The sequence below is a fragment of the Hyphomicrobium sp. CS1BSMeth3 genome, from assembly GCF_900117415.1.
In the GTDB taxonomy this organism is placed as follows: Bacteria; Pseudomonadota; Alphaproteobacteria; order Rhizobiales; family Hyphomicrobiaceae.
In genome coordinates, this window is the sequence record NZ_FPEI01000006.1 from 802,225 (window position 1) to 828,574 (window position 26,350).

A 26,350-nucleotide genomic window follows, 5' to 3' on the forward strand; every position below is an offset into this window, starting at 1 on the left:
GCACTCATATCCCCAAGTGGAGGACTAGACAAACACGCGGATCGCCGCAAAGCCCGCAAAGAGCATCACCAGCACGGTCGCGGCCACGAGGCCGAGGCGCGCCTCGATGAAGCGGCGGGCCGCCGGTCCGAAATAGTAGATGAGCGCGGCAATGGAGAAGAACACGAGGCCCCGCGCGGCGACGCTCGAGGCGATGAACACCGTGAGATCGAGCCCGGTGGCGCCGCTCGCGATCGTGACCAGCTTGTAGGGGATGGGCGTGACGCCGGCAATGAACACGATCCAGGCGCCGTACTCGTTGTAGTGAGCAGCAAATCTCTCGAAACCGTCGGCAAGTCCGTTCATTTCGAGCAGCCAGCGCCCGGCGCTCTCGAAGAGGAACAGCCCGATCGCGTAGCCCGTGAGGCCGCCGAGCACCGAGCCGATGGTCGCAAGAGAGGCAAGCTTCCAGGCCCGGTCGCGCGCGGCAAGGACCATCGCGATAAGCATGGCCTGCGGCGGCACGAGGGCGAAGAAAGCCTCGACATAAGAGATCCAAAATAGGACGTGCGGGGCCCGCGCGTGAGCGGCGATGTCCATGGTCCGGTCGTAGAACCGGCGAAGTCTGTTCATGTGGTGGGGGCCCCGCGGACGATGCTGATTCTTGGGAGACTACGACAATTCCGCTCGGGTCATGCGACAGCGCCTGCCGGGGCGTCGCCCTGCGTCAGTGTGTGCCGCCGCCGGCCGCCGGGGACTTGCGCGCGGCGAGCTTGATCTGCCGCTCGAGCTGGCCGCGCTTCTCGGCGGCGATCCTGACGCGCAGGTCGATGTGGCCATCGTCGCCGCTCGCCTGATCGAGCACCTGAGCATTGGCGTGGATCCAGCTCAGCAGGCGCCCCTGGCCTGGCTGGATGACGATGTCCAGATAGTTGTCCGCCGCGCCGAGCCGCGCATCGATCGCCGCCAGGAGCTCAGGCAAGCCTTCGCCGGTCGCGGCCGAGGCGAGAATGCACGTGTGGTCGGCGCGGGCTGCGTCGTTGCGGAGCTCCTCGCGCGCATCGGGATCGAGCCGGTCGATCTTGTTCCACACTTCGATGACGGGGCTGTCGGCCGCGGCGGGATCAATGCCGAGATCGTGCAGCACGCCCTCGACATCGCGCGCCTGGGCGTCCGTGTCGGGACGCGAGATGTCGCGCACGTGGGCAATGAGGTCGGCGCCGACCACCTCTTCGAGGGTCGCACGGAAGGCAGCGACAAGCGTCGTCGGAAGGTCCGAGATGAAACCGACGGTGTCGGAGAGAATGATCCGCCGGCCGCTCGGCAGGAGGACCTCGCGCATGGTCGGATCGAGCGTCGCGAACACCTGGTCCTTGGCCATGACGCCAGCGCCGGTGATCCGGTTGAAGAGCGTCGACTTGCCGGCGTTCGTGTAGCCGACGATCGCGACGACCGGATAGGGCACCTTGGCGCGGCCGGCGCGATGCAGCGCGCGCGTGCGCACGACGCCTTCGAGCTCCTTCTTCAGGGCATCGATACGATCCTGCAGCATGCGCCGGTCGAGCTCGAGCTGGCGCTCACCGGGACCACCGAGGAAGCCGCCACCGCCACGCTGGCGTTCAAGGTGGGTCCAGGAGCGTACGAGGCGGCTCTTCTGGTAGCTCAGATGCGCAAGCTCGACTTGCAGGCGGCCTTCTCGTGTACGCGCGCGCCGCCCGAAGATTTCGAGAATGAGGCCCGTCCGGTCGATGACCTTGACGTTCCAGGCGCGCTCGAGATTGCGCTGCTGAACCGGGCTGATCGCGTGATCGACGATCACGAGGCCGGTCTCGCGCGCCTCGATCTCGGCCTTGATCTCTTCGACCTTGCCACTGCCGAAGAGCGTCGCCGGGCGCGGTTGCGGTACTGGCACGACGAGCCCGCCGGCCACGTCGAGATCGATGGCTTGCGCAAGGCCGATGGCCTCGTCGAGGCGATCAGCGCTGGCGCGGGGAAGTGGCGCCGGCCGATGTCCGCCATTGGCGGGCGCGGTCTGGCGCGCGCGGTCGAGCGTCAACACCGGGACGAGCACGAGCGCGCGCATGGGCGGCGGCGCAACAGTATCGGGCCCCCGCCGACGTCGACGTGGCTCGGACTGCGGAAGTTTGTCGTGCACCGTGATCGGTTGATCCTGACCTATTGCCCTTCGGCCTGGTCGGTATCCATCAGATGGACCGGCTGGCCGGGCATGATCGTAGAGATCGCATGCTTGTAGACGAGCTGCGAGTGCCCGTCACGCCGCAGCAAGACGCAGAAATTGTCGAACCAGGTCACGATACCCTGCAACTTCACGCCATTGACCAGGAAGATGGTGAGTGGCGTCTTATTTTTGCGAACATAATTGAGGAAAGTATCCTGTAAGCTTTGCACGCGCTCGGCAGCCATGACGGCCCTCATTCTTGTTTTCTTGTATCGCGCTCACATTGCCGCGTGACGCGTTCAGACGGAACGTATGCCTCGCATCCGACCGCTCTTGCGACACAACGCACCCCGGCAATCGCCGAGTTCATGCATTGTGCTTCAATGAATTAAACGCAAAGTCGCGCGCTGGCAAGTCAATAGGACGCGCTCGTGCAATGCGTTCAAGCCGGCGGCTGAGCTGGTCTCCGATCGGCGAGATAGGCCAAGATACCGAGGCCGGCCGCCCTTCCTGTGGCAAAGCACGCCTGCAGAAGATAGCCGCCCGTCGGGGCCTCCCAATCGAGCATTTCCCCGGCACAGAAAATGCCAGGGAGCTTCTTCAGCATGAATCGGTCGTCCATTTCGGACCAGGCGACGCCGCCGGCCGTCGAAATGGCTGTCGCGAGGTCGCCGAGTGCGGTCGCGCTGAGGGGCACGGCCTTGACCAGCGCCGCAAGCGCGGCCGGCTCGGCGGGCAGCTCGTTGTTGACGGCGTCGCGGAGCACCGCAATGGCCGCCGGCGAGAGCTTGGCGGCCTTACGGAGCACGTTGGCGCGGGAGTCGCCCTTGCGTGTTGATGCAAGTCGAGCGGCGAGGTCCTCGAGGCTTATGTCAGACCTGAGATCGAGGTCGAGTTGGGCTGCCCCGTCTTGCTGGATGGCCTCGCGGATCACGGGCGTGAGGGCATAGATCGCGCCGCCCTCGAGGCCGCGGGACGTGATGATGGCCTCACCGCGTCGGGTCTCCCCGCTGCAGCTTAGGGCAATGCGTTTCAGCGGCTCGCCGGCAAAGCGTTCCACGAGGCCGGGGCTCCAAGAGATGGCGACGCCGCTGTTGGAGGCTCCGAGCGGACGCACGTCGATCCCTCGGGCGCGCAGGCTCTCCAGCCAGTGCCCGTCCGAGCCGAGGCGTGGCCAGCTCCCGCCGCCGAGTGCGAGAACGACGGCATCCGCGGCGATCTCGCTGGGCGTGCCCGCGGGATCGACGACGAGCAAGGTGCCGCCGGGCCGGACCTCGCGCAGGCGATGACGCAGGCGCATGTCTACGCCGAGGTCGGCAAGCCGCGCGAGCCAGGCGCGCAGCAGTGGCGAGGCCTTCATGGCGCGCGGGAAAACGCGCCCGCTGGTGCCAACGAACGTCTCCTGCCCGAGCGCCTGGGCCCAAGTGATGAGCGCTTCCGGCGGAAAGGCGCGGATGGCTCCCTCCAGCTTGGGTTCAGCCGGACGATAGCGCGTGAGGAAGGTTTCGAGGGGCTCGCTGTGCGTGAGATTGAGGCCGCCGCGCCCCGCCATGAGGAACTTGCGGCCGGCGCTCGGCATCTGCTCGATGACAATGACCTGGTGGCCGGCCTTGGCCACGGTCTCGGCGGCCATCAGCCCGGCAGGGCCGGCGCCGACAACGACCACCCGGCGCCGTGTGGCGCCGGGCGAGGAGTTGCTCACCACTTGCCGATATTCGGCGCGGACTTCCAGGGCTCCGCCGGGGCCTTGGCCTCGCCCTTCTGGAGGAGTTCGATGGAGATATTGTCCGGCGAGCGGATGAAGGCCATGCGGCCGTCGCGGGGCGGCCGATTGATGGTCACGCCCGCCTTCTGAAGGCGGTCGCACAGCGCGTAGATGTCATCGACCTCGTAGGCCAGATGGCCGAAATTGCGCCCCTCACCGTACTGCTCAGGGTCCCAATTGTAGGTCAGCTCGACGAGCGGTGCGTTGGATTTGGCGCCGGCGTCCACGTCATCCGAGCTGGCGAGGAAAATGAGCGTAAAGCGCCCCTCGGGGCTCTCCCGGCGCTTGACCTCCTTCATGCCGAGCTTGTTGCAGTAGAAATCCAGGCTCTTATCGACGTCGGTGACGCGCACCATGGTGTGCAGATACCGCATGTTTCCTCCTCGCTGATCATCAATGATGCCGAGATCTCGGCCGCTGTTTCATCGGCGAGCATAGAGCGCCGCTCTGGACAACCGCAAGCGCGCGCCCCGCATGGTCCTGGTCCGGACGTTCACGGCGAATCGAACCCCCGGTGCGGCCGCATTGGCGCTCTTGACAGGGCGCGAATAGGGGGTGCCGAGGCAGCAACCCACAGCTTACAGAGGTCCTCTGAAACGGTCCGGCAAGAGTCCTGAGACGCCGCGAAAGACAGAGAGTTAACAAAGCCTTACCAAGACATAAATCAGATTCGAAATTATCTGGGATCGGGAGCTTTGATGACCAACTGCAGCGAATGTGCCACAGTGGGCGCGGTCCAGACTGGTATGTTGCGACCGCCGACGCAGGAAGGCGCGATTCGAGAGGGCAAATCGAATGGCGCCGGAGGGCCAAGCGGCAGATGTGGCAGTTACATTAACAGTGAAGTGGGGTTCAGAAATGGGGGATTCCTCGAAAGGGCCGCCGAACGTGCTTGACGGACTTGGCAATGAGCTGGCTCCGGGCTTGGGCGAGGCGGTCGATGGCGTCGAGGTCGTCGAGATTGCAGGCGCAATCAAATGGTTCGACGCCTCTAAGGGGTACGGGTTCATCGTTCCCGACAACGGCATGACGGACGTGCTTCTCCACGTCACGTGCCTCCGCGCCGGCGGCTTCCAGACCGCCTACGAGGGTGCCCGCGTGCACTGCCAGGCTCTCAAGCGGCCCAAAGGCATGCAGGCCTTCCGCATCATCAGCATGGACGAGAGCACGGCCATCCACCCCTCCCAGCTTCCGCAGCGCACACACGTCGTTGTGCAGCCCGAGAGCGGGTGGGAGCGCGCCGTCGTGAAGTGGTTCAACCGTGTACGCGGTTTCGGCTTCCTGACCCGCGGCGAGGGGACGCCCGACATCTTCGTGCACATGGAGACGCTGCGCCGCTTCGGCTTCACGGAGCTCAGGCCCGGACAGATGGTTCAGGTGCGCTGGGGAATGGGCTATAAGGGCTGCATGGCAGCCGACCTGCGCCCGGATGGGCCATCGGGACTGCCGCCCTCGCATTGAGCGGAGCGCCCGGTTGAGCTATCTGACGCTAAATGACGACAGGGCCGTGCACCGCGCGGTCCTGTTTTGCTTGTTGATGGTGGCGCTGGTCGGGATGATGGGCGTGGAGAGCGCCAGGGCCGAGATGAAGATGCGACGCGACACGCTGATCCTTCATACGGCGAGCGGCGCCCACCGCATCGACATCGAGGTTGCCGAGAGCGATCAGGAGAAGGCTTACGGCCTCATGTTCCGCCGCTCCCTCGGCGATGACCAGGGAATGCTCTTTCCCTATCCGACCGCGCACGAGATCACGATGTGGATGCGCAATACGTTCATCCCGCTCGACATGATCTTCATCCGCGCCGATGGCATCGTCCATCGCGTCGAGACTGACACGGAGCCTCATTCCGAGCGCATCATCGGCTCGCAGGGCGACGTGACAGGCGTCCTCGAGATGAAGGCCGGCTCGGCGCGGCGCCTCGGCATCAAGCCCGGAGACCGCGTGGAGCATTCGCACTTCAAGGCGACGGCAAAACGCTAGGAATTGCGGGGTGAGGGCGCTGGAACAGCTTGACGCCCCGCCGCGAGCACGGCACTTAGGCGCCGGATCGGGGCATAGCTCAGCCTGGTAGAGCACCTGCTTTGGGAGCAGGGGGTCGCGAGTTCGAATCCCGCTGCCCCGACCAATGATTCCAATGATTTACGCCGCTTTCGCGCTACAACCGAAAAGTTCGGGGTAGCGCTGCGGGTAACAGAATTCTGTCAAGCCCCTGACATAGGCCCGCCGAGCGCTCCAGCTTGCACCAAGTGCAGGCAAGCGCTCTTGCCCCCGCATCAATACTAGGGTAAGTACTAGGGTGTAGATTTCACGTCGCTCGCCAAGCCCAGTTATCACGGCATGTTTGAGCCCGCTTATGGCGGAAGCGCCTTCCGACTCGTAGCGGCTTCCTACATTACTGAGGGGGATTTCATGGCTCGCGGACTGCATCGACTCCCAGCGCGCAATGTGGCTGCGGCCAAGCCCGGTCGGCACAGCGACGGGGGCGGCCTCTACCTCGTCGTCGACAAGTCCGGCGCTCGGCGCTGGGCCTTCATGTTCTGGCGGGACCGCAAACCGACCGAGATCGGCCTCGGCAGTCCCATCAAAGGCGTCGATCTGCCAATGGCCCGGGAGCGAGCGGCCGAGTGCCGACGACTTCAGGCCCTTGGGCAGGATCCGCGCGGCTGGAAGGTGCCGGCACGACTGGCCCCCACATTCGCGACCTTCGCCGAGGACGTGATCAGCGCCCTTGAGGCGGGCTGGCGCAATGACAAGCACAAGGCGCAGTGGCGCTCGACGCTCAAGGCCTACTGTGGGCCGATCGCTGACAAGGCCGTCGACGCTATCAGCACCGACGATGTGCTCACCGTCCTACGGCCGATCTGGACCACCAAGCCCGAAACAGCTTCTCGCCTGCGCGGACGCATAGAGAAGGTGTTGGACGCTGCCAAGGCCAAGAGCTTTCGCCAGGGCGACAATCCCGCCCGCTGGCGTGGGCATCTGGATCACCTGCTCGCTAGGCAGCCAAAGCTCAGCCGCGGCCACCATGCGGCCCTGCCATGGAGCGACGTGCCGGCTTTGATCCGCCGGCTCCAAGCGCTGGGCACGACATCCGCCCTTGCCCTCGAGTTCACAATCCTGACGGCGGCGCGCGCCGGCGAGACGCTCGGCGCTACATGGTCGGAGATCGACCTCGAGGCGAAAATCTGGACTATCCCCGGCGAGCGCATGAAGGGCGGCCGCGAGCACCGGGTGCCGCTGACGGGTCGCGCGTGCGCCATCCTCGCTGAGATGAAGGGCAAGAGCGCGAGCGCCTACGTCTTCCCTGGTACGAAGTACAACCGACCGCTCGCGCCGGCCTCCATGGATAACGTGCTCGCGCGCTTGAAGGTGTTCGTGACGGTCCATGGCTTCCGCTCGAGTTTCAAGGATTGGGCGACTGAGCAGACGATGCTTCCGAGTGAGCTGTCAGAGGCCGCACTCGCGCACGTGACTGGCAGCCAGGTAGAACGAGCCTACCGGCGGACCGATGCCTTAGAGCGTCGACGGGAGCTCATGGCCGCATGGGAGGCGCACGCGGTCGGATGATAGGGGCCATTATGTAGGGCCGGCAGGTGTCCCGCCGATGCCCGCTCTGTACCCCTTGATGGGACACCCCTGCGAAGAATTAAGCGATTGTAATGGCGATGTTTAATCGATGCTCCCGTCCGAGTGTCCCGCTGTCCCAGGGTCTAGGGTTGGGACAGTGGGACAGGCTCTTCCGGTGGAGTGCGCCGGTCTGTCCAGCGACTATTTAGACGGATAGACAGCCCTTACATCGCGGGTTGAGCGCTTAAGGGCGCATGAATCAGAGGTTACGCGCGAGCGATGTCCGCCCCCGTTATTGCCCGGTAAGAACCGGCCGGCTCAGTGCTTGATGTCGGGATCCGGCTCTACCGCTCCGTCTCTCGTCATCTTGCGCAGGAACTGGATACTTTCCTCCAGCTCTTCATCGCTCAGCCCCTCGAGCGGGCTGGTCTTGACATTCAGCTCTTTGGGCAGGATCGAGGCGACAACCTTCAGATACTCGTGCGGTCGATCCTCGCGAACCTTGGCGATGGTCGCCGGACCGTGCTCCGCGAAGTCGGCCTGAAGCGCAGATAGGAAGTCCTCGCCCAGCTTGTTCCTCGAGCCTTTGGGCCGGCCTCTTGGATTGCCTGATTGGCCAGGCCGGAAAGGAGAGGCGCCAGCCTGTACTTTTCCTGTTTTAACAGGGACGGGCTTAGCCGCGGTCCGCTTGCTCATTTCTGCTGCATCCTATGCCGGGATCGCATCGGGAATGGTCCATGCGCTCAGATCCCGCTCGAAGCGATCGAGATCGTAGCCATACGGTCGACGATAGTGGGCGAGGATGGCTTCGGAGAGGGATGCTCTAGCCGTCAGGCGAATGCCGCTCTGGCGGACGAAGCCCGCGGCACGATCGGCGCCGAGGCTTGCCAGGGAAATTAGGATCAATGCTCTTTGCCAGTCCATGAGGCTTCTTAGTGCGGCAGGTCGGTGTTCGTCGAAACTGGGGACGTGGCCATGGGCGGGCGGTGCTGGGGCAGTCCGCGGCTCCGGCCGTCGATCGAGCCCAGGAACGCTTTCAGCATGTCAGTGAACTTGTCGCCCGGGTCGACCGTGAGGGCCTGGGGCGCCTTCCCGTACGCGCGGTCTAGGATTTCCTTTGCGGCCGCTACCTGAGCGGCCTCACTATCGGCGTTCGTCATCAAGTAGGCGAGCCGCTCGAGCGCTGCTGCGCCGTGGAGCTGAGCCGCAGCTTTGATGTCGGCGGTCGCGCGATTGGGCGTACCCTTTCGCCTTCCGCCTCGACGCTCTCCAGGCTTTGCTCCGCCGCGTGCCATGCTGTCCTCCTAGTTCGGCCGACTGCCGCCGGCGCCATCCGACGCCCAGCGCACTTCGATCACATGCCGGACCGGGCCCTCGCCGTGCTCGCCAGTCAGAGCTTGAGGTGCTTTGCCGTAAGCGCGATCAAGGATTTCTTTGATAGCCGCGACACGCGCGGTCTCGCTCTTGGCTGTCTTGGCGAGTTTGACGAGCGCCTCGATCATCGCCGGTCCATGCTGACGCGCTATGTCCTTGACCTCAGCGGTGGACTTGTTGGGCGTCCCCTTCTGCCGACCACCGCGTCGCTCGCCGGGCTGCGCTCCACCTCTCGGCATTGGCTACTTTCCTCTACTTTAGCCATTCACGAGAGCGAGACTTATCTGATTTGCCGCAACCTGCGGGAGAGGTGGGCGGAGTTTTCCACCGTGGTCAGTTGAGGCGCTCTCGCTCGGCCTCCGGTACGAGCGGCGGGAGATCATCCTTGCCGGCATTCAAGCTGGCGATCCGCTCCGCCAGTCCGCTGATCTGTGCCTCCGCTACATCGGCGACTAAGGCCCGCCAGCGCGCCACCTGCTCAGGTGAGCAATCCGGGAACGAAAGCTCCAATGCCTCCTTGCTCAAGGTCTGGCAGTGCCGGTGGATGTCGAGCGGCCTGGCGCCGAGCGAGCTGCACACCAACGCGACGATCTGCGAGAGGACGGCGTTGCGCGTGAAGCTCGCGATCTTCAGCTCGCTCAGTTGCTCCGTGAGGTACGTGGTGTGGGCGACGAGTTCGCTATGCCGTTCGATCAGCTCGTTGTGCCTGTGGCCGAGCTCTTCGTAGTTGAGCCAGTGCAGATCGGCCAGATTGATGGCCGCCGACAGGCGCGCTTCGATTGCTGCGAGGCGCTCGCTATGGGAGGGCCGGGAGGCGCGCTTGCGCCTCGGCTTCCGTGCCGCCTCCTTATCGTCGATCGCGGTTGATATTCCAGGAACGTTTGCCATGGGTGATAGATAGCGCGATCCGGCTTGGAGGCATGTGGCCCGCCAGACTCAATCGATTGGAAATTGCAGCCGCGATGGCGATATCAACTGCACGCCGCTCGCAGCCGCCCAGGTTCTTCCGGCGCGATCGGGTCGAGTAGATCCGCCATTTCTGCAGCAACTAGTTGCTGAGCGCCTCGTTCGCGGCAGGATCTTCGTATCGCAGGACAGCTTCACCGTCTTCGATGCCGCCCCACATTGGACCAAGAAGGCCGAGGAATTGGGGCCTACTGCGCAACTCTGTCATGACCGCAGCATTTCGTGACAATCCGTTGAACGCGAAGCCGCGCGCCTCCATCTCGGTCACGACGCTCTCTTCGCTAAAGTCCGACGTAGTCCATTGGCCGTTGATGAGTTGCACCAGACGATACCGCATATCGAGACCTCATCCGGAGGGGGTATCGCCGCTCGACGATGCGGGCTTCGAAATTAGCTCGTACATTGGCACCTGCGTGCTGTTCCATTCGTTCATCAATTCACCGCAGATCTCGCAATTGAACTTGTCGCTGTCCCGCATTGGAAAGCGCTTCACCGTGACCTTGTACTCGGCGCCGCATTTCTTGCACGATGCCGTGCCGCCATCTCCGGTTCCCCACGTCTGCACCATGTCGCCCTCCTTCGATTTCTCACTTTTTGCCGAGCAAGGGGAGATTGGCGGCGAGCCTCTTCTTTGCATCCTTGATACTGTCCGCTACGGGAAGATCTTCCGGCATGACCCCGCCGATCCTCTCCATCGCCTTCCTCGTCTCGACGCCGGCCTCGTGGGCGATGCCGAATGCTTGTTGAGGCGTGCGCGGGCGCTTCGCCTCCATTGCGAGCTTCGCCTGCGTGATGCGGAATAGATTGGCCGCTCCTTCAGCAGCGGTCATGTGATCGAGGATCTTTTGATGCTTCGTAAGCTTTTTGAGCCTGTGAATGCCGCCCTCATCAAGCCCGCTGTACAGCCCTCGATAGCCTGAGTTGTGCAGTTCGGCATACTCCCATCCTTGGCAACCAGCCTTTTTGCCCTCTCCTGCAAGCTCTTTGTTCCGCAGCGTGATTTCACCGCGAATATGCAGGCGCATCTCATCCTCCCGCGCCTGCTCCGCAATTCGATCCAAAATGTCGTTTGCAAGACTGATGTCGTCAGCGCGGTAGCGCAGGAAGACCTCTCGAACTTCCACGCCAATGCGGGGATCGAGATATTCCGCGTAGTCGAGCGCAAGGACCGGATGTGCGTAGGTCTTACTGGCCCGGCCTCGGCCACTAACGTAATACGTTGATATCGCTTCGGCTTTGCCTGAATTACGGAAATTTTCCGTAATTCGGCCCTCGAGCGCTACCTGAAGCGCTTTGGCGCGCTTGCCTCGGTTCCAGTCGTTCGGGCGCTTGTTAGCGGGCTCGTCGACGACCGACCAAAGGTCGTTGAGGCAGATATTGCCGTTGGAATCGGTGCCGATGCGTTTGTTGAGGACAGTCAAATCGTAGCTCTCTGCCGTCATTTCACGTCTCATGTGCTGCGTGGCGCAACGCGCTTGACGAGACTCAGCAAATAAGCGAGACGTGGAGTTGCCAATTCGGGCGCGAACGCGCTCACAAGGTTGTCAAATTCGAGCTGCCGCGACACGGTCCCCCGACTGCTATCGCGGTGGCTCTTTTATTTGCATGCGGTCTTTCAGCGATTAGGTCAACTCGCGTTGAAAGTGGCGGCGCCATTAGGTCTTTTTCTGCGCTGAATCAGAGACGTATCCACGCACGGAAGCAAGGGGCAGAAGTCGATTACGGCGCCTGTTGCGAAAGCAGCGCGCTGATTCGCGGCACATCATGCGGTCAAAGACCTCATGGCTGAGCAGCTTCAGTAGTGAAAGGCTTCGTGCAGGAGAGCGGGGGCTCGGGGATCTAGAGGTAGATCCCATAATGCAGGATGATGATAAGAATGCTCGGCGCGGTAGGCACGAAAGCTGGAGGCCCGCGACGCTGGCCCGCGCCCGGCGACACGCCGATCGGCTCTGGCTGATGTGCAATAGCTGCCACCGCAGCTATCTCGTCATGCATGACGAGTTCGTCGCTTTCCACCGACTAGATCCGGCGATGCCTTTCTTGGCCGTCAACAGGCGGATGCGCTGCGTCGTGTGCGGCAGCAAGAAGGGGCTGTGTCGCTCCGAGACACATGGGAGCGAATATCAACGCGCGTATCCCGTCGTAGGCTCACCATTCGAGGGGCCGCAGCCAGAGCGGCGAGTTCTACAGCCGCCGCTTGAGCCGCGCCGCGCGAACTCGCCTGAGATCAGCGACGACGAGCAGATCGAGTTTTAACAAGTACCTCATGCAAGCGACAGCTAACTGCACTGCGTGCGGCTTGGCATGGCACTCAATGAAGGAAGGGGAGCCCGGCCACTAACATCTTTCCATTTGTGCGCGAGATGCAGAGGAAGCCCTTGATGCCCTGAGGCATGTCGCCAGAAGGCGGCACGGATATCGTGAATTTCCATGCGTCCTCGCCGCACTGTTTGTCGTCCGCGCCAACGCGCTCTTGCTTTCGAATACTCCGCTTTACGGCGTCGACTGTCTCCCCGTACGGGTTGCCGATCAGGATATCGATTGCGGCCTCTTGCGCACGTACTGCGGATATCTCGCCTGCGTTAGCGATTATCGGCATAGTGGACAGCACCACAGCGGCAGTCACACGAGATATCCATCCGTTCCTCATGATTTTCTCTTCCCACATTTGCCGTTGCACTGTCAGCTCGCGGTGCTGCTCGTCACCAAAGCCCGCACCAATAGATCTTCGAGATTGCCTGGCCCCATGCGTAGCGCACAGCAAGTCCTCGCGAGAGCAGATGCTTGCCGGCATCCTTGCCCCCAACGGACAAGTGCACGAGAGGCCGACCGAAAACATCGCGGCGACCCGAGTAGTGGACGGTGACCAGTCGGCCGAACATGAAGTCGCTGAGCTCGTTCTTGGCGGCAATGCCGGCCTGGTACTCAGCGGGGCACCGCGGCGAGCTGATCTCCGGCGCATCGATGACTAGCAGCCGGAGGCGCTCGCCGCGGAAGCGCACTGTGTCGCCGTCGATAACTTGGAAGGCACCCGAGCTCGCCGGGACAGTAGATGCGGAAGTGCCGGTCCGCTCTTCCATGATGAGATAGGCGCCAGCTGCAAGAGTCATAAGCAGGAGTAACGGTGCGATCATCCGAGCGTGCTGAATGCCGCGACGCAGGCGAGTTCTCCGCCCCTGCGCCTGCACTGCCCTGCCATGTCGCATCAATCGATCTGGCACGAATACACTCTCCGAAATGAGAGAGCATAGCAGGCTCTGCCTATCAGGCGATTAACGGCTCCTCGACGGCCGCGACTGCCACTTCTTGCTTGCTGCTTTCTGACGCTCGCGCTCTGCCTCTCGGGCTAGGTATCTCCGAGCAATCTTGTTCTTCGATCTTAGCGACAGTCGTCGGAAATCAGTTCTGAGACCCGGAGGGCACCATGTGCCAAAGCGAGCGCATCTACTTTTCGGTGCGTCTGGTCTTGACTGGATGAAGGCGTCGAGCTTGCCAACCGAAAAGAGCCGAGATAACGAATACTTCATATTGTACACGGCGTGACGCGCGCGCGGTGATGTGAGATTGACGCTTATGGGGTGCTCACTCTGAAGCATTCGAATGACGTCAACATACGACCACCGCGGCGCGCTTTTCTTTAGTCCCAACCGTTTCACCTGGTTCCGGACAGCTCCGGGTGTGCGACCAAGTCGCTCAGCTATCTCGCTGGCCGAATAGCACGAGTACATGGATTGGACCACGCGATGTTCTCTCGGCAACCATTTCGTTTCAGCTCGATATCTGTCGCGTAGCGGGGAAGGCTTCGTTGCACCAAGTGCTATGAGCCTTTGAAGAATGCGCCCTCGCGAGCAGCGCAACAGCGTCGCACACTGCTCGTAGGTTTTTCCACGCTTCCTCGCGGACACAAGTCTCGCCGTCTCGCGCTCAGTCCACTTGCGACCTCGAGCGGATCGCTTCTTCGCCATGCGTCGGCCCCCAAATGTCGTCCTCAGGCTTACGGGGAGCCGCTTGATGAAACTTAAATCACCTTAGGGTCGAGCCCCGACGTAGAGAGAGCGTCGTCAGCAGGGAAGGCTCAGGCCCACAAGCGCTTGCGCAACTCGTGCAGTTCCTCGCGCAGCATGGTGAGGCCAACGGCCACATGATTGGCCGCGTCGGAGTCGATATGGCGTCGTTCGTTCATGTAGTCGGCCGCGTCGATGAGAAGCGCGAGCCGATCAAAGCCGTCGGCGTGCTTCTCGACCCACTGGATCGCCGCAACGACCGGTCCTTCGCGCATCCGTTCCCAGCGCGGGATTATGCGGTAACCGTCGTCGCGACAAACGAGCACGCGCCGATGGTGCGGCTTCAGAACCGCCACCTTCAGCTTCTTTGTCTTCTTGCGATTGCTGGTGATCTTCATGGCCCCATGTCCTCGCCGTAGAGCTCGCGCCGCAGGTCGTGAAGGACATTCCCGACCAGCTGGATCAACGCGACCGCATGGCCGTCGTTGAGACACTCGATCCGTAGATGCAGCATTTCCTTCAGCGTCTCGAGCTGGAAGATCTGAGTTTGCGCGTTGGTCGCTTTCCTATGCCAAGTGCCATCGAGCATCTGATAGCGAATGTCCGCGATTTCTTCGGCCGATGGCCGCTTGTCGCTAGCGGAACGCTTGCTCATTGACTCCACTCCCATGCTACCAGCCGCAGAAATCGCTGCATGATCAGCACGGGGAATTCGTCGTTCCATCCCCCGTCGACCAGTTCTTGATGCAACGCCAAGCTCACTTGCATGGTCAGATCAGCGACCGAACGAGGCTCAATCGCTATGATCTCGTTCTCAATGTCACCGACGACGCAGCAGGCGGCTTCTGAGGCGTCGTTGTGTCGATCGTGGTCGGTTGCTGCGTCGGCAGCCTTGACAGCAGCCTCATAGGTTTCGGCCACCTTCATACGTTCGCGGTCGCCCACCGACCGCCAGTGGGTTGCACCAAGTGCATGGTTTTCAAAGCCCGGGCGCTTGATGAGGTCCGGAACCGGCGGGCGCTGTGCGGCGGCGAATCTTGTGATCTCCTCAAGACGATCGCGTTCTGCCCTCGCCGAGTTCAGCTTCGTTATCAGCGCTACTAGTTGGCGTGATGGCGCGCCGAGCAGGTTTGTGCTTTCCACCATGGCTCAAGACTCCCCACCGAACAGCGTTGCTCTGAGCCTTGCCGTCTCGGCGACTGTCATCTCAATAACGGGCTCCAGGGCGCGCAGGCACTTCCTCGTTTCCTCGAGGTCGCCACAGCTGTGAAAGGTGCCGTGGATGATCTCCATGGCCTCGAGCAGCGTCTCGACATCGATGAGGACAGACTCGGCTTTGATGGCGTCGAACGTGCGACCGCACGGCTTCTCAGTATTCGCCATGGCTCAGGCCTCCACCACGCTCTGGGGAGCAGCGAGCCGCCGGCCAGCAGAATTGAACGCATCCGTCTCCCGCTCTTCGGCGGTGATGAGGGTTTCGCGGGCCCAGGCGATCCGCTCGCGCTGGAGATCGAATACCCACTGCAGGGCGTCGAGGCCTAGCCATTGACCAGGCGTGTTCGCGACGATCGAGCTGCCGATCTCATAGAGGTGCTGGAGACGCATTAAGTGCGTGTCCGCGGCCTCGATCCGGATCTGGAGCTGCTCGATGTCGGAGGGGAGGAAGGCGGCGAGATCGGGGGAAGACCCGCCGCCCTCGGATTGCCCGGTCGGCTCGGCGGCTGGGATTGCCGGGGAGGGAACGGGACTATGGGCAGGACAACGCGCTGGGGACATGGGGGACGCTCCACGCAACTCAACCAATATGGTGTGGCTGATACCTAACTTTATGGGTATCGTAACCCTATATATCTAAAATAGCGGTGTCAATCATGAAGGTGGGTATGAGCACCAAATGCCGGTGAGTGGAAACCAAATCAAAGCTGCCCGTGCCCTGATTGGGCTCGAACAGGCGGAACTCGCCGAGAAAGCCGGCGTGAGCATCAATACGGTGCGCAACATGGAGGCCGCCGGTGCTGACGTGGTGCGGGTGCGTTCCGATACGCTCTTCCGCGTGCAAGAAGCTCTGAAAGCTGCCGGCGTGATTTTTGTCGAGGAGAACGGGGACGGGCCCGGCGTGCGGATGCGCAAGAAGCCAAAGCCGCCGGCGGGCAAATGATTGGCCCTCGCCTACGAAGTACTGCTGGACGCCGCACCCACGCAGGCGACCGAAGATGCCGGCTTCATTCCCGGACAATCATCGCGAACACCGCTCCCAGCGCCATGGCTAGCACGGCAAAGCCGATCGCCGGCAGGATCTGGAAGTGCACGATAAAGGTGGCAGTAGCCACCAAAGCGGCGACTGCGCCGAGGCCAGTCAGCAGTGCCCAGAGGCCGCGACTAAACATCAACACAAGAGCAATAATAGTGGCGATCGCGAACGCCGCCCGGAGGATGCCAGTTAGTTCGAAATGGTCGGCGGCCAATTCCGCGGCCCAGAGCACCACGTAGAGCACGACGGCTGCTGCCGCCACGAAGGCGAACGCCGTGAGCCACTCTCGGGGTGTGTAAGGTGCCTCCGAACCCTCCTTCATGTCACTCATCCCACGCAACGAAAAACGTAACTTATTCACTTCTCCGGCCAGGGATCGAGCTGCTTGCCCTCAGCAATGGCACGCATCAAGTGCCTGACCGCCAAAGAGGGGACCGAGAGTCGGCCGCGCGTCCGATCGACACCGGCATCCAAATTCACAATCTGCGACGTTGAGAGACCAAGCACCTCGGCTGCCTCTTCCTGCGTGAAACCCATTTCAGTGCGCCAGCGGCGGAATGCAGTCTGTTTGGCCATGCCGTTCGGTAACACGGCTGGGGATAACATGCAACAGTTGCGTTTCCATTAGACATACTGCAACTGTTGCAGTATAAGGAAAGTGGGACGAGCGGTGATCAGACCGCCCGCCCCGATCAACCTCCAAGCCGCTAAGCATCTGGAGATCGACCATGACTATCCGTACAACTGTCCGCTCATGGCGGGCAATGGGTGTCGCTGGGATTATCCTCGCCGGCACCTGCTACGTACTGTTCCAAGACGTCTTCGACGGCGCCCCAATCACCACTGCCCACGTCCTGACTGCCCTGGCGCTGATGATCGCCACGGCCGCCTCGCACTGCATCGTGCCGACGTTCAAGATTCGGCGCTACCCGCTCACGGCCTGCATGGTGATCCTTGCGGCCGGATCGATCCTCTACATCGGGCTTATGTCCGGCGCCCGTAACGCCGAGCAGACGGCCCTCAAGGCCGAGCGGATCGAGCAGGCCAACAAGGAGCGGGCCCGCATCGGCGAACTGCGCAAGCAGGCCCAGGCGATGCTGAGTAAGGCCCTCGCCGAAGTCGCAAAGGACTGCAAGGGTGGCGTCGGCAAGAACTGCAAAGGCGCCACGGCTACCCGTGACGTCTACGAAGCTGCCGTGAAGGGCCACGACGCCGACTTGGCCCGCCTCGGTGCCTTCCAGACGCCGAACGCGGGCTACAAGGCGATTGCCGAGGGGCTGGTGCGCTTGCCCTGGTTCAAGGGCAGCAACGTCAAGGAGCTCGAGGAAACCGTCATCATCCTCATGACGTGGCTGGCGGTCCTGTTGGCGGAGCTCAGCGTGCCGGTGTTCCTGGCTTTTGGCCTTGGACACGAGATCCGAGGCGACAGCGCCCAGACGTCGTTTGCCGCCGGCAACGTCGTCGAGGCCAAGCGCTTGCTGGCAAGCGACGGCCCGGCAAATGATCCGCCGAAGGGCGGCAAGCGTCGCAAGCTGCCGGCACGCTTGCCAGCAACGGTCGCCACTCGTTTGCCGGCAAACGTTATCGCTCTTCCAGGCAAGGGAGGTTCGATGCTTGCCGGCAAGCATCCGGTGATTGCCGCTCTCGAGGTTGCCGGCAAACCTCTAACGAATACAGAGCTTGCCGAGGCGATGCGCGTGTGCGGCGGGGAGAGCACGAAGCGGCGCCGCGAGGTTGCCGATCTGCTCGATGAGACCGTTGCCGGCAAGTTCGTGCTGGTCGGCCTGAAGACGTGGCGGCAAGCGATCGCGTGATTTGCGAAGTGCATTGCATCTTGAACCCCGGCTAGCTCCGTGCTGCCGGGGTTCACTTTGCACGATGCCGGCCACCTACATCTCGTAGTGGGGCGCATCGGCAACCCCAATAGATCGTGACGAATGAAAACGAATCACCAAGCATGCAAAAGCCCGGGCACCTGGTTCAGAGGCGCTCCGGGCTGATGAGAAAACCGCCGTTGGTCGACGGATTGTGATCACGAGAGGGAGTGTGCGCAGACTCGGGACACACGGTCAAGAGGCCATTCGGCTCCGCATAGGAAGCCTGAAATGAGCAACACTACGCAAGTGCATTGGGTGAAATCGACAGCTGGCAAATGGCTGTCGCTGCAGTTCGTCGACCTGTCTGAAGTAGAGACAGTGGGGGTGTATATTATTTGGCATGGAGGCCAGCAGCCACGTGTTGTGCGTATCGGTCAAGGTGATATCGCAGATCGCCTAGCGAAGCATGGTGCGGACGACGACGTGCTTGCATACGCGGCTGCCGGCAAGCTGTTTGTTACGTGGGCAGCTGTACCGGCGCGACTTCTTGATGGGGTTGAGCGCTACTTGGCCGAACATTGGAAACCGCTAATCGGGGACCGCTTCCCCCATGTGGCGCCGATTGCGGTGAATTCGCCGTTCTGAGGCTCGCGTCTATGCCGGCGAGGATTTGATCAAGGTCCTCACGCAGTTTCATGTACTGAAACCATGCCCAGGGCGGCTCCTCGCCCTGGGCGATTTTCTGATCCGCCCAATCGCGCACACGCTGAAGCTCGTCTCTGGTCATACCGGTATCAACGCGATTCCGTCCTAACAGTTTCCTAAAGCGGAGCTTATTGCGGTGGGGGCAGCGACAGCAGCGCCCGGTTCATGTGCGAAGGCCATGGCGACTGCGGCGCGGGCCTCTTGGCCTTCGCCTTCTCTATGGCGACCGGACGGCCGCCACCCTCAGCGATCTGGACGGCGAGTCGGGCCAGCCGCGCGCGGCTGGCGCTATTGAGTTGTCGGCGCTGAGACAGTGCCAACAGCGCATTCGCCATGTTGTCGCGCGTGTGCCCCTGCGCGATCAGCATCTCGGCCGCGTCACGTGCAAGCCGGACATTGCGTTCGGAGATCGCCTGCCCGCTCAGCAGGTTCGCCAACCTGATGCCGCCCTCTGCGACCATTCCCGGAAGCGATCGGTTGCCCCAGCCTCGTGTCAAATCCGAGCGGCCGGCGGCATTCGGAAACTCGCCCTGTGCAGTAAGGCGCCCGGCCGTGGCGCTGTTTCCGAGGACAGCCTGACGGGTCTGGTCGAACGTCGTCTCAGCATCAAGACGTCGCGTAAGTCGGCCAGCCGCCTGAGGCCCTGCGACCAGATCGAGCTTCTCGCGTGCGAAATCCGAGCCCAGCGCGCGCCGAGCTGCGGCAGCCGAGTTCTCACCTTGTGCCGTGGAAGCGTGCCCCATGACGTTGCGGACACCCTCGCGAGCGCCGACAAGGTAGCCAGCGGCTTCAGGCGGAGTCATGCCACCGCGCGGGGGATTGCCGACGCCAAACATCGCAGCGCTCATCTCGTCCGGTGTCATGCTGCGGCCGACGAGCGCGCTGCGGCCCTGGTCCATGGCGTCGCGGATTTGGAAGTCTTCGGCCTCCAGCCGGCGAGCCTGGGCCCACGGACTTTGATCCGGCGCTCCAGGGCTGATCGCCTCATCGACCTGAGTGCGCAGGCGACGTGCGAGATTGCCATAGATGCGCTGGTCGTTGGCAGTCGCGGTGCGGCCGCCCATGCCGTCAAGAGACCGTTTGAGGTAGTCATATTCAGTCGCATTCGGCACGCGCGTGATTTCGAATGAGCCATCCGGACGTTGGCGCGCGAAGAACTGGTTAGGACCGGCCGCCGGATCGATGTTGGCGTAGCGACGAGCCTCGCGGATCACGGCAGGCTCATTCTGGGCAAGCAGCGTCAGGGTGTCCTCGAGATCCCGCGTGAATGGAACCGGGTTGTTCTGGAATTGCTGTCGATGCGGCGCGGCCTGTGCTCGGTAGTGCTGTTGGGTTGCGTGCACTGTCTCAGGGATGTTGGCCGCGGGGCCAAGTGCCTGATCAACATCGGCTGTGATGCGACCGGCAGCGCCATCACGGCGGGCATTGAGGGCATCGGAGACGACACGCTGTCCGGTCCCGGGCTGATTGGCGATTGCACTCGCCTGCCCGCGCAGGTTCGGTCCCATGTCGGCCAACATGCCTTCAGGCCCGAGGTCGGCGGCCTGCTGCTGATAACGTGCAGCAAGGTCATCGTCGCCTACAGCGCGCGCGACGCGATCGACCGCACCGCGATCGTAGCCGCGCAAGGCGGGAGGCAGAGGCCGCATTCGCTCGGCTACATGCCCCGCCGCATTGCCTACCATCCGAGCAGCTCCGACCGCAGCTGGGCCCAACGCAACGCCTATGCCGGCGCCTTTGCCGCCCTCGATGAGCCGCTCTTTGACTCCTTCGCCCTGACCTGCACCGTACAGCGCGCCATAGCCGAGGCCGGTGATGGCTGCATTGCCCATCTGCGGCAGCACGGCTGCGCCACGGAATACATGGGCGATTGGGGACACCGGCGCCGATGCGATGCCGCCAGCAACCTTGCGAAGATCTGACGTGTTCACGTCGATGTTAGTGAATGGGATCTTGCCGACTTTCGTCGCGTCTTTGTCGACCGCGCGATCTCGGGCCTCCTGATAGGCCATGCTTTCGTCGTAGGGCGCGCCCATCCGCTCGCCGGTGAACCAATGCACCGCGGCGGAAGTTGCGGCGTTGGCCTCGTTTAGCCAACTGCCGACCGGCGTCCCCGTCGCCATGTCGCGGAGGTAGTCGGTGCCGCGGTCGAAGGCTGACCGCGCCCCCTTGCGCTCTCTGGCAACATGGAAGTCAGCCCAGGCCTTCAGCGCGGCGTCGCGCTGGGCTTCCGGGAGCTTGGCGATATCCTTGCGGATGGCGCCCGTCGATCTGTTGAAATCGATCTGGGGCATTTCGCTGATCACCGGATCGTTTTCCCAGCTCGGGGGGCTTGCGTTCGTCTCTTCGATAACGGGATCGTCTCGCCAGCCCATTAGCTTTTCCTCCGAAGCTTGCCGTCGGGGCCGTAGTATTGAGAGCCGGACGGCAGTGTCTGATAGTCGTCGTTGCCACGGACGGTCGGAATGGCGCCGCCGATGTCAGGCGAACTGAACCGTCCTGCTGCTGGTTCGTTGAGCCGCCCCTGCTGCTTGCCATCGTTGGTCGGGCCCGCAGCAGGCCCGCTCTGCACCCCGTACTGGATGCCAGTTGCCTTGGTGATCATGTCGCGCGTCACTTTCGAGAGCGCCGAGCGGCCTTCCGCCCACTTCTGCATGTGCTCGGCGAGGCCATTCGACGAACGATGCTTGTGCAGGTATCGCTGCGCTTCTGCATTCTCCGCCATCTTGTATTTCTCGATGTCGATCATGGTGCGGACCATGATCTGATTGCCGCCGCGGGTGTTGCTGAGGCCTGGCGTGCTCGCGACGAGGAACGCAAGATCGCGATCGGACAGCGCGCCTGGCATGCCTTCGCCGCCGGCGGGATTGCGAAGCGCTAGCGCGAACTGGTTTGACACCATTCGCACCGCTTCGGATGCGGGGATGCCCTCGAGATCCATTCCGAGAACCGCCTGAGCTGCCTTCTTGAACTCCAGGACAGCGTTGCCCCCGGTGCCCTGGTAGACAGCTGGACTGTCGATTAGCTGTGCCATCATCTCGAGCCGCGGCAGCTTGCTGCGTGATGCCTGGATGGCATCGTTACGGGTTTTGATGTCGGCAACAGCTGCCTTGGCATCTTCTTCGACAAACTTCCCTCCACGTAGCGAGTCTTCCACGTCGCCGACAATGCGACCGCTTCCGATGTCGACAAGATGCTTGCCGACCTGCTTGACCCCGCGGTGAGGGGTCAGCGCGGTTGGCTGCTGGCGGCCGGCCGGAGGCTGAGGCGCTGCTTGCGGAGCTGCGGTCGCACCGGGGATCGGCACGCTTTGCGGTGGCAATGTTGCTGCGCCATCCCGCGAAGGCGACATGATCGCAAAGTTGTCCTCCTCTGCTGCGGGGCGCGCATCGCCATATCGGCTCTCATCGAAGAGCCCGCCCATGTTCCCGGATATGGCAGGCCGCCCCTGATCCTGCGACGGCGCCATTCCCGCGGACGGACCGGCGGAAGCTATCGGCGCTGGGTGCTGGACACGTGTGGGCACCGGTGCGCCTGAAGTCGGCGGGATCAGCGGCCCTGCCTGCGGCGGAGCAATTCCGGGCGCGCCCGCCGGTGCCGGCTGCCCTCCGGAGCCGTCGAGCGTCATGCCAGACGGGAGATGTCGGCCTCTTGGGACATAGATTGGAGGCGACGTGGGATTTGACAGATCGTGCATCAAGCGATCGCCGTTCGCTCCCGCCTGCACGCCCCAGATTTTGCCGTCCGCTGTCTGGTAGGGGCGAATTTCCTTACCAAATCCGCCTGCCCCTTCGGCCGCCTCGCGCAGAGCTTTCGCAGTCTGTGCCTGCTTATAGGCGATATCATACGGATGCATTGCGGCTGCGCGCTGCTCGTCCGGCATCCTCAGCTTTGCGATGATGCTCGGATCCTGCGCCGCTTGAGCATAGCGGGCGATGCTTGGATCGATGCCATTGCTGAAGTTCGGATCGGACAGCAACTTCTGGAAGGCCTGCTGCTGCTGCTGTTTCTGACGCTGATCGGCAAATTGCGCACCGGCCTGCATGCCGCGCTGCATACCGCCGAAGCCCTCACCAGAGGCAAGCGCTGCGCCGCCGAGGAACATCGGGCTCTGCAATGTGTCCTGGAGATAGCCGCCGACACCGCGCACGGTCTCACCGATGCCATCCCACCATCCCTTCGCGGCCGGCTGGCCGCCGTCCTCAAACCAGTTGCTCATGGCTCACCCCCACCATGCGTTGACTTGATTGCCGACATTTCCGGTCGAAGCCATGCCGGGCATTCCGCCGCCACCGAACAGACCAGGAGGCATTCCCGTTGCCATTTGCGCGCCCATCATGCCGACGCCGAGAGCCGTCTGAAGCGGGTTCGGCGTTACTGAGGCAGTCTTCGTCTCACTGCCGGTGCCGCCGGCTGCTCCGATTTGAGAGATGTATGGCAAGGCCTCCGCATATGGCCTGAGGCCCGCCATGCGTTGTTCCTCCCAAGCCTGCCGCGCGGCGTCGATGTCGCGCTGCGCGTAGCCCTCGCGCGCCTGCCCAGCACTCAACATGTTGCCCATGATGCCCTGGGAAACGCCCGGGAGCTGGCTCGCTGCCTGCATCTGGCGCTGGCGCTCGTTCTCGTAGGTCTGGAACAAGGGCTGAGCGGTCGCGTTGGTCAGCTCGCGGGACACGAGAGCCTGATCGACACTCGAGCCCGGCGCCATGCCGGCCGCCGACACGCGAGAATTCACGCTCGGCATGACGTTCGCCCGAATGGAGCTCATGAGCTGCTCCATGTACGGGTTGCCCTGCTCAAGGTACTTGCCCCCGACCGTGTCCGACAGAAAGCCCTCGGTCTGCTTCGCGCCGGCGGAGTCATAGAGCGCATCGAGGCCCGCCGAGGTCTGGTCGCTCATGCCGGCCACACGCGGGCCGCTGTAGGCCTGGGCATTGGCCGGATTGTTCATCCAGCTCGTGATGCCGGAGGCAGCACTCGTCAGGCCTGGAATGGCCGGAGCGTAAGGGTCCTTCGTCGTGTTCGACGTCGATTTCTGCTTCGTGCTCACAATCGCTTCTCCACCTGTGTCGTGATCTTGCGCCAGCCGAGCGGCTTCAACGCGCGCTCCCAGCCGGCGCGGCCTTCGCCACGCAACCGAACACAGCCCTGCTCACGGGCCCATTTCTCGATGATCTTCAGGACCGGGAGGCTCTGCTCCATCATCTCCGCACCGACGATCGGAATGGCGCATGTGCGCCCCGCCGCTGTTTCGTAGACTTCGGTGATGAGCACCCCCGTCGGGCGATCGTTGCGCGCCCAGATGGCCCACAACTGCATCTTGCGATCGCGGATCTCACGGTAGATGTCCGCCGCCGTGTGGGCGTTCGCATTGGTGACCAACGCCTCGTGGATCCATCCCCTGATATGTGGCCAGTAGAGATCGAGGTTCTCCGCGAGAACGCCCTCGAGGTAAGGCCTGATGGGAGCATCCAAGGGTGTCCCACCGACGTGATTTTGGTCCGGAGCGCTGGGACAGTGCCGTCCCGCTAGGTGTCCCGCCTCATGTCCCGCCATCGCGAGCCTCGCGATATTGATTTTCCTCGGCCTCAGCCCCGTGTGTCCCGGCGCTGTCCCGCGCGCCGTCCCGCTTCGCGCTGCGCTGTCCCACTGTCCCAGCCCTAGAGAGCGGGTCAGCGGGACGAACCGATTTTGCGAGCGCCCGCTGCACAGCAGATTTCGACATGCCAAGCTCGCTAGCGATCTGACGAATAGTGCGGCCTTGGCCTCGCAGTTCTTCAATGTCAGCGAGGTGCGCATCGGCTAGCTCGCGCATGGTCCACACCGCGCGACCGTCAATAATCTCTAGCCTCGCTTCGAACGGCTCTACGGCCGCACCGTGAAGGCCGCGCGCCTTCTCAAAGTGAGCCTCAAAGCGCGCACCCTCGCTCGGATCGTAGTCCTGCGGCTCCCTGAGATTGAGAACCACGTCTAGGATGTCCTCTCGCCGCGAAGTGCCGCGCTGGCCGCGAGCCTTGTTCGCGTGATGGATGACAATCACGCTGCGCCCTTGGCGCCGAAGTGACAGAAGCCAATTCTGGACGGGAAGCCATCCTTCGGACTCGTTCTCGATGCCGGTGCGCATCAAGGTCGACACATTGTCCAGAATGATCAGTCGGGCATCCGTGCGTCGAATTACTGCATCGAGCGCCGACTGGCCTTCCGGCGTCGCCAAATCCGGGAGACCGTATTCATGCAGATCAGAAGAAAGGATGTGAAAGTTCTCGGCAATCACGTTGTCGCCCTTGGTGATTAAGTCCAAGCGCTCGCGCAATCCGATAGCCGGCATTTCTCCGCAGACATGCAGGACTGTGCACGGGCGGTGAGCTTTCCATTTCAGGAACTCGCCGCCAGACGCCACGGCCAAGCCCAGTTCGAGCGCAGCCCATGTCTTGCCGCCACCGCGCCATGCATAGAGCATGTTGACGCTGCGCTCGGCTATGAGCCCCTCAATGAGCCACTCCCGCGGCATGAGGTCGGCCGCTTGAAATTGAGCAAGATCTATGGGCTTGAGTTGGCCTGCATCATTGCTTTGCAGAAGAGCGAATTCGGCCGCCGTGTGCCGGAGCAGCCCGTTAAAGGGGGCGGCGGTATCGTACGCTTCATTGACGAAATCCTCTCCGATAACGATCGCTCTGCGTCGCTCGGAGAGTTCTACGATTTCCCGCGCATAGTGCTCTGCATCAGACGTCGTCTCACCTTTGACGACGAGCCGCCCGAGATACTGCGGCACGGTAAGCCCGGGCTCGATGGGCACGGCAGCCTCAAAGTAGGCGCGCATGGTTACGGGCGTAGCTAGCTTGCCGCTTGTGATCAGCTTGCCGGCCACCTCATAAATCTGCTGGTGTAGCGGGTCGAAGAAATGGCGCCCATCCAGGAAGCTAGACACGCGCCCGTATGCCTCCTTATTGGTGAGGACCGTGCCAAGCAGCGCTTGCTCGGCGTCAATGTTGTTCGGCGCCCTGCGGATGGGGAGATCATCCTCCGCCACGCCGGCTCCGGCCACCACATGCAGCGCCTTCCCGTTGGCCTTGCCATTAGAGCGCTTCAACGCCGATCCGTTCGGGGCATGGATATCTGAGAATATTGCCATGTGCGCTCCCCCTAGAACGGCAGTGGATCATTGGGGGCGGGGCGCGACGGGCGGGCAGCGGCGAGCGGCTCATTCGCCTTCGCGCGCTCCACTTGGCTCGGCTTGCCATCGTGCTGGCGAGGCTTTTCCTCGGCCTGCTGAACCATGAGGTGCCAGATCTCGCCGCCATCGTCGGCAGTTTCGCGTGACTTAAGCAGTACGACCTTGGCCATGCCCAAGCGGCCGACCCAATAGTCCTGCTCAGTTCGCTTCGATGTCTTTCTGAATAGCCTGCAGAGCGGAAAGCTTGGGCCGAAGTCGGCGCTGCTCATGACGGCGCCCCCTCTACAATCGGAGAGCTCGGCGCTGGGGCATGGAGCAGAGTTGAGATGCGCTCAAGCAGGGCGTCATCATCGCCGCGGTCATCAATGCGGCCGTATTCTTCGATGCGAAGTACAACCTCGCGGAGCAGCTCAAAGGCTTCAGCAGCTTCGTCTTCCGAATAGCTGCACAGGGTGGCGTCGCACTCAGTTGAGTGACGCTGCGGCTTCGCCGCGATGTTGGTCTGCGCTTCCATCTTCTGTCGAAATCCCGTGAACTTGCGGCGGGTCTCAACGCGCACGACTGG

General features: G+C 62.7%; 36 protein-coding genes and 1 tRNA gene. 7 read left to right on the top strand and 30 right to left on the bottom strand.

Annotation, left to right across the window (positions count from 1 at the left end):
- Positions 1-24 precede the first annotated feature (24 nt).
- From CS1BSM3_RS18775 to gloA, 5 genes are all read right to left on the bottom strand, one after another.
- Positions 25-612 carry a YqaA family protein gene (locus CS1BSM3_RS18775; RefSeq protein WP_072389461.1) on the bottom strand — a complete coding sequence of 196 codons (588 nt, stop codon included), beginning with the start codon at positions 610-612 and terminating at the stop codon, positions 25-27.
- Positions 613-706: 94 nt separating this feature from the next.
- Positions 707-2,062 carry a GTPase HflX gene (hflX, locus tag CS1BSM3_RS18780; RefSeq protein ID WP_083528726.1) on the bottom strand — a complete coding sequence of 452 codons (1,356 nt, stop codon included), beginning with the start codon at positions 2,060-2,062 and terminating at the stop codon, positions 707-709.
- Between the two features lie 92 nt (positions 2,063-2,154).
- Positions 2,155-2,403, bottom strand: coding sequence for an RNA chaperone Hfq (gene hfq / locus CS1BSM3_RS18785; protein WP_072389465.1), 249 nt, complete (start codon positions 2,401-2,403; stop codon positions 2,155-2,157).
- Positions 2,404-2,600: 197 nt separating this feature from the next.
- Complete coding sequence (locus CS1BSM3_RS18790; RefSeq protein ID WP_280174760.1) at positions 2,601-3,860, bottom strand: TIGR03862 family flavoprotein; 1,260 nt, start codon at positions 3,858-3,860, stop codon at positions 2,601-2,603.
- Positions 3,857-4,297, bottom strand: coding sequence for a lactoylglutathione lyase (gene gloA / locus CS1BSM3_RS18795; RefSeq protein WP_072389467.1), 441 nt, complete (start codon positions 4,295-4,297; stop codon positions 3,857-3,859). The genes CS1BSM3_RS18790 and gloA overlap by 4 nt, the downstream gene beginning before the upstream one ends.
- 484 nt (positions 4,298-4,781) lie before the next feature.
- Between gloA and CS1BSM3_RS18800 the strand changes: the two genes are divergently transcribed.
- The 4 genes from CS1BSM3_RS18800 to CS1BSM3_RS18815 all read left to right on the top strand — a co-directional run bounded on the left by CS1BSM3_RS18800 (position 4,782) and on the right by CS1BSM3_RS18815 (position 7,494).
- A complete protein-coding gene (locus CS1BSM3_RS18800) occupies positions 4,782-5,384 on the top strand; it encodes a cold-shock protein (RefSeq protein ID WP_072389469.1) in 603 nt (200 codons plus the stop codon).
- A gap of 13 nt (positions 5,385-5,397) precedes the next feature.
- Entirely contained in the window at positions 5,398-5,907 is a 510-nt protein-coding gene (locus tag CS1BSM3_RS18805; protein WP_244540564.1) for a DUF192 domain-containing protein, read from the top strand.
- Positions 5,908-5,975: 68 nt separating this feature from the next.
- Positions 5,976-6,052: transfer RNA gene (locus CS1BSM3_RS18810), tRNA-Pro, on the top strand.
- A 284-nt stretch (positions 6,053-6,336) separates the two neighbouring features.
- Positions 6,337-7,494 (top strand): tyrosine-type recombinase/integrase, encoded by a 1,158-nt coding sequence (locus CS1BSM3_RS18815; RefSeq protein WP_072389470.1) that lies wholly within the window; start codon positions 6,337-6,339, stop codon positions 7,492-7,494.
- A gap of 318 nt (positions 7,495-7,812) precedes the next feature.
- Here CS1BSM3_RS18815 and CS1BSM3_RS18820 read toward each other — a convergent pair whose 3' ends face one another.
- The 16 genes from CS1BSM3_RS18820 to CS1BSM3_RS18895 form a co-directional block, all read right to left on the bottom strand.
- Positions 7,813-8,190: a DUF5681 domain-containing protein gene (locus CS1BSM3_RS18820; RefSeq protein ID WP_143149275.1), complete on the bottom strand. Its 378-nt coding sequence runs from the start codon at positions 8,188-8,190 to the stop codon at positions 7,813-7,815.
- Positions 8,191-8,202: 12 nt separating this feature from the next.
- Complete coding sequence (locus CS1BSM3_RS18825) at positions 8,203-8,418, bottom strand: hypothetical protein (protein ID WP_072389472.1); 216 nt, start codon at positions 8,416-8,418, stop codon at positions 8,203-8,205.
- Positions 8,419-8,426: 8 nt separating this feature from the next.
- The gene (locus tag CS1BSM3_RS18830) at positions 8,427-8,789 is read right to left on the bottom strand and encodes a hypothetical protein (RefSeq protein WP_072389474.1); all 363 of its coding nucleotides are present in this window, start codon (positions 8,787-8,789) and stop codon (positions 8,427-8,429) included.
- Between the two features lie 9 nt (positions 8,790-8,798).
- Positions 8,799-9,107, bottom strand: a complete 309-nt coding sequence (locus tag CS1BSM3_RS18835) for a hypothetical protein (protein ID WP_072389476.1) — start codon at positions 9,105-9,107, stop codon at positions 8,799-8,801.
- Between the two features lie 94 nt (positions 9,108-9,201).
- The gene (locus CS1BSM3_RS18840; protein WP_072389478.1) at positions 9,202-9,756 is read right to left on the bottom strand and encodes a hypothetical protein; all 555 of its coding nucleotides are present in this window, start codon (positions 9,754-9,756) and stop codon (positions 9,202-9,204) included.
- Between the two features lie 160 nt (positions 9,757-9,916).
- Positions 9,917-10,171: a hypothetical protein gene (locus CS1BSM3_RS18845; RefSeq protein WP_072389479.1), complete on the bottom strand. Its 255-nt coding sequence runs from the start codon at positions 10,169-10,171 to the stop codon at positions 9,917-9,919.
- Positions 10,172-10,180: 9 nt separating this feature from the next.
- Complete coding sequence (locus CS1BSM3_RS18850) at positions 10,181-10,402, bottom strand: hypothetical protein (RefSeq protein ID WP_072389481.1); 222 nt, start codon at positions 10,400-10,402, stop codon at positions 10,181-10,183.
- A gap of 19 nt (positions 10,403-10,421) precedes the next feature.
- Complete coding sequence (locus tag CS1BSM3_RS18855; protein WP_072389483.1) at positions 10,422-11,276, bottom strand: KilA-N domain-containing protein; 855 nt, start codon at positions 11,274-11,276, stop codon at positions 10,422-10,424.
- A 397-nt stretch (positions 11,277-11,673) separates the two neighbouring features.
- Positions 11,674-11,850 carry a hypothetical protein gene (locus CS1BSM3_RS28330; protein WP_174263728.1) on the bottom strand — a complete coding sequence of 59 codons (177 nt, stop codon included), beginning with the start codon at positions 11,848-11,850 and terminating at the stop codon, positions 11,674-11,676.
- A gap of 295 nt (positions 11,851-12,145) precedes the next feature.
- Complete coding sequence (locus CS1BSM3_RS18865) at positions 12,146-12,460, bottom strand: hypothetical protein (RefSeq protein ID WP_143149276.1); 315 nt, start codon at positions 12,458-12,460, stop codon at positions 12,146-12,148.
- 76 nt (positions 12,461-12,536) lie between these two features.
- Positions 12,537-12,944: a thermonuclease family protein gene (locus tag CS1BSM3_RS18870; RefSeq protein WP_210188812.1), complete on the bottom strand. Its 408-nt coding sequence runs from the start codon at positions 12,942-12,944 to the stop codon at positions 12,537-12,539.
- Between the two features lie 965 nt (positions 12,945-13,909).
- The gene (locus CS1BSM3_RS18875) at positions 13,910-14,236 is read right to left on the bottom strand and encodes a hypothetical protein (protein ID WP_072389491.1); all 327 of its coding nucleotides are present in this window, start codon (positions 14,234-14,236) and stop codon (positions 13,910-13,912) included.
- Entirely contained in the window at positions 14,233-14,493 is a 261-nt protein-coding gene (locus tag CS1BSM3_RS18880) for a hypothetical protein (RefSeq protein WP_072389493.1), read from the bottom strand. The genes CS1BSM3_RS18875 and CS1BSM3_RS18880 overlap by 4 nt, the downstream gene beginning before the upstream one ends.
- The gene (locus tag CS1BSM3_RS18885) at positions 14,490-14,984 is read right to left on the bottom strand and encodes a hypothetical protein (protein WP_072389495.1); all 495 of its coding nucleotides are present in this window, start codon (positions 14,982-14,984) and stop codon (positions 14,490-14,492) included. Before CS1BSM3_RS18885 ends, CS1BSM3_RS18880 begins: the two co-directional genes overlap by 4 nt.
- Before the next feature lie 3 nt (positions 14,985-14,987).
- Entirely contained in the window at positions 14,988-15,221 is a 234-nt protein-coding gene (locus CS1BSM3_RS18890; protein WP_072389497.1) for a hypothetical protein, read from the bottom strand.
- Positions 15,222-15,224: 3 nt separating this feature from the next.
- Entirely contained in the window at positions 15,225-15,614 is a 390-nt protein-coding gene (locus CS1BSM3_RS18895; protein WP_072389499.1) for a hypothetical protein, read from the bottom strand.
- A gap of 118 nt (positions 15,615-15,732) precedes the next feature.
- On the opposite strand from CS1BSM3_RS18895, the gene CS1BSM3_RS18900 reads away from it, so the two are divergent.
- Positions 15,733-15,996 (top strand): helix-turn-helix domain-containing protein, encoded by a 264-nt coding sequence (locus CS1BSM3_RS18900; RefSeq protein ID WP_072389501.1) that lies wholly within the window; start codon positions 15,733-15,735, stop codon positions 15,994-15,996.
- 64 nt (positions 15,997-16,060) lie between these two features.
- Here CS1BSM3_RS18900 and CS1BSM3_RS18905 read toward each other — a convergent pair whose 3' ends face one another.
- Positions 16,061-16,411: a hypothetical protein gene (locus CS1BSM3_RS18905; protein WP_143149277.1), complete on the bottom strand. Its 351-nt coding sequence runs from the start codon at positions 16,409-16,411 to the stop codon at positions 16,061-16,063.
- Positions 16,412-16,446: 35 nt separating this feature from the next.
- A complete protein-coding gene (locus tag CS1BSM3_RS18910; RefSeq protein ID WP_348532908.1) occupies positions 16,447-16,695 on the bottom strand; it encodes a helix-turn-helix transcriptional regulator in 249 nt (82 codons plus the stop codon).
- Positions 16,696-16,817: 122 nt separating this feature from the next.
- Here CS1BSM3_RS18910 and CS1BSM3_RS18915 point away from each other — a divergent pair, with 122 nt between their 5' ends.
- On the top strand, positions 16,818-17,903 hold the full coding sequence (locus tag CS1BSM3_RS18915) for a hypothetical protein (RefSeq protein ID WP_143149278.1): 1,086 nt from the start codon (positions 16,818-16,820) through the stop codon (positions 17,901-17,903).
- A gap of 291 nt (positions 17,904-18,194) precedes the next feature.
- A complete protein-coding gene (locus CS1BSM3_RS18920; protein WP_072389510.1) occupies positions 18,195-18,551 on the top strand; it encodes a hypothetical protein in 357 nt (118 codons plus the stop codon).
- A gap of 188 nt (positions 18,552-18,739) precedes the next feature.
- Here CS1BSM3_RS18920 and CS1BSM3_RS18925 read toward each other — a convergent pair whose 3' ends face one another.
- The 7 genes from CS1BSM3_RS18925 to CS1BSM3_RS18955 all read right to left on the bottom strand — a co-directional run bounded on the left by CS1BSM3_RS18925 (position 18,740) and on the right by CS1BSM3_RS18955 (position 26,299).
- Positions 18,740-20,986 carry a hypothetical protein gene (locus CS1BSM3_RS18925; protein WP_072389512.1) on the bottom strand — a complete coding sequence of 749 codons (2,247 nt, stop codon included), beginning with the start codon at positions 20,984-20,986 and terminating at the stop codon, positions 18,740-18,742.
- Positions 20,986-22,830, bottom strand: a complete 1,845-nt coding sequence (locus CS1BSM3_RS18930; protein WP_072389514.1) for a hypothetical protein — start codon at positions 22,828-22,830, stop codon at positions 20,986-20,988. The genes CS1BSM3_RS18925 and CS1BSM3_RS18930 overlap by 1 nt, the downstream gene beginning before the upstream one ends.
- 3 nt (positions 22,831-22,833) lie before the next feature.
- Entirely contained in the window at positions 22,834-23,661 is an 828-nt protein-coding gene (locus tag CS1BSM3_RS18935; RefSeq protein ID WP_072389516.1) for a hypothetical protein, read from the bottom strand.
- The gene (locus CS1BSM3_RS18940; RefSeq protein ID WP_072389518.1) at positions 23,658-24,086 is read right to left on the bottom strand and encodes a hypothetical protein; all 429 of its coding nucleotides are present in this window, start codon (positions 24,084-24,086) and stop codon (positions 23,658-23,660) included. Before CS1BSM3_RS18940 ends, CS1BSM3_RS18935 begins: the two co-directional genes overlap by 4 nt.
- Positions 24,087-24,153: 67 nt before the next feature.
- Positions 24,154-25,743, bottom strand: a complete 1,590-nt coding sequence (locus CS1BSM3_RS18945) for an AAA family ATPase (protein WP_072389520.1) — start codon at positions 25,741-25,743, stop codon at positions 24,154-24,156.
- Between the two features lie 11 nt (positions 25,744-25,754).
- Positions 25,755-26,054 carry a hypothetical protein gene (locus tag CS1BSM3_RS18950; protein ID WP_072389522.1) on the bottom strand — a complete coding sequence of 100 codons (300 nt, stop codon included), beginning with the start codon at positions 26,052-26,054 and terminating at the stop codon, positions 25,755-25,757.
- Complete coding sequence (locus CS1BSM3_RS18955) at positions 26,051-26,299, bottom strand: hypothetical protein (RefSeq protein ID WP_072389524.1); 249 nt, start codon at positions 26,297-26,299, stop codon at positions 26,051-26,053. The genes CS1BSM3_RS18950 and CS1BSM3_RS18955 overlap by 4 nt, the downstream gene beginning before the upstream one ends.
- Positions 26,300-26,350 lie beyond the last annotated feature (51 nt).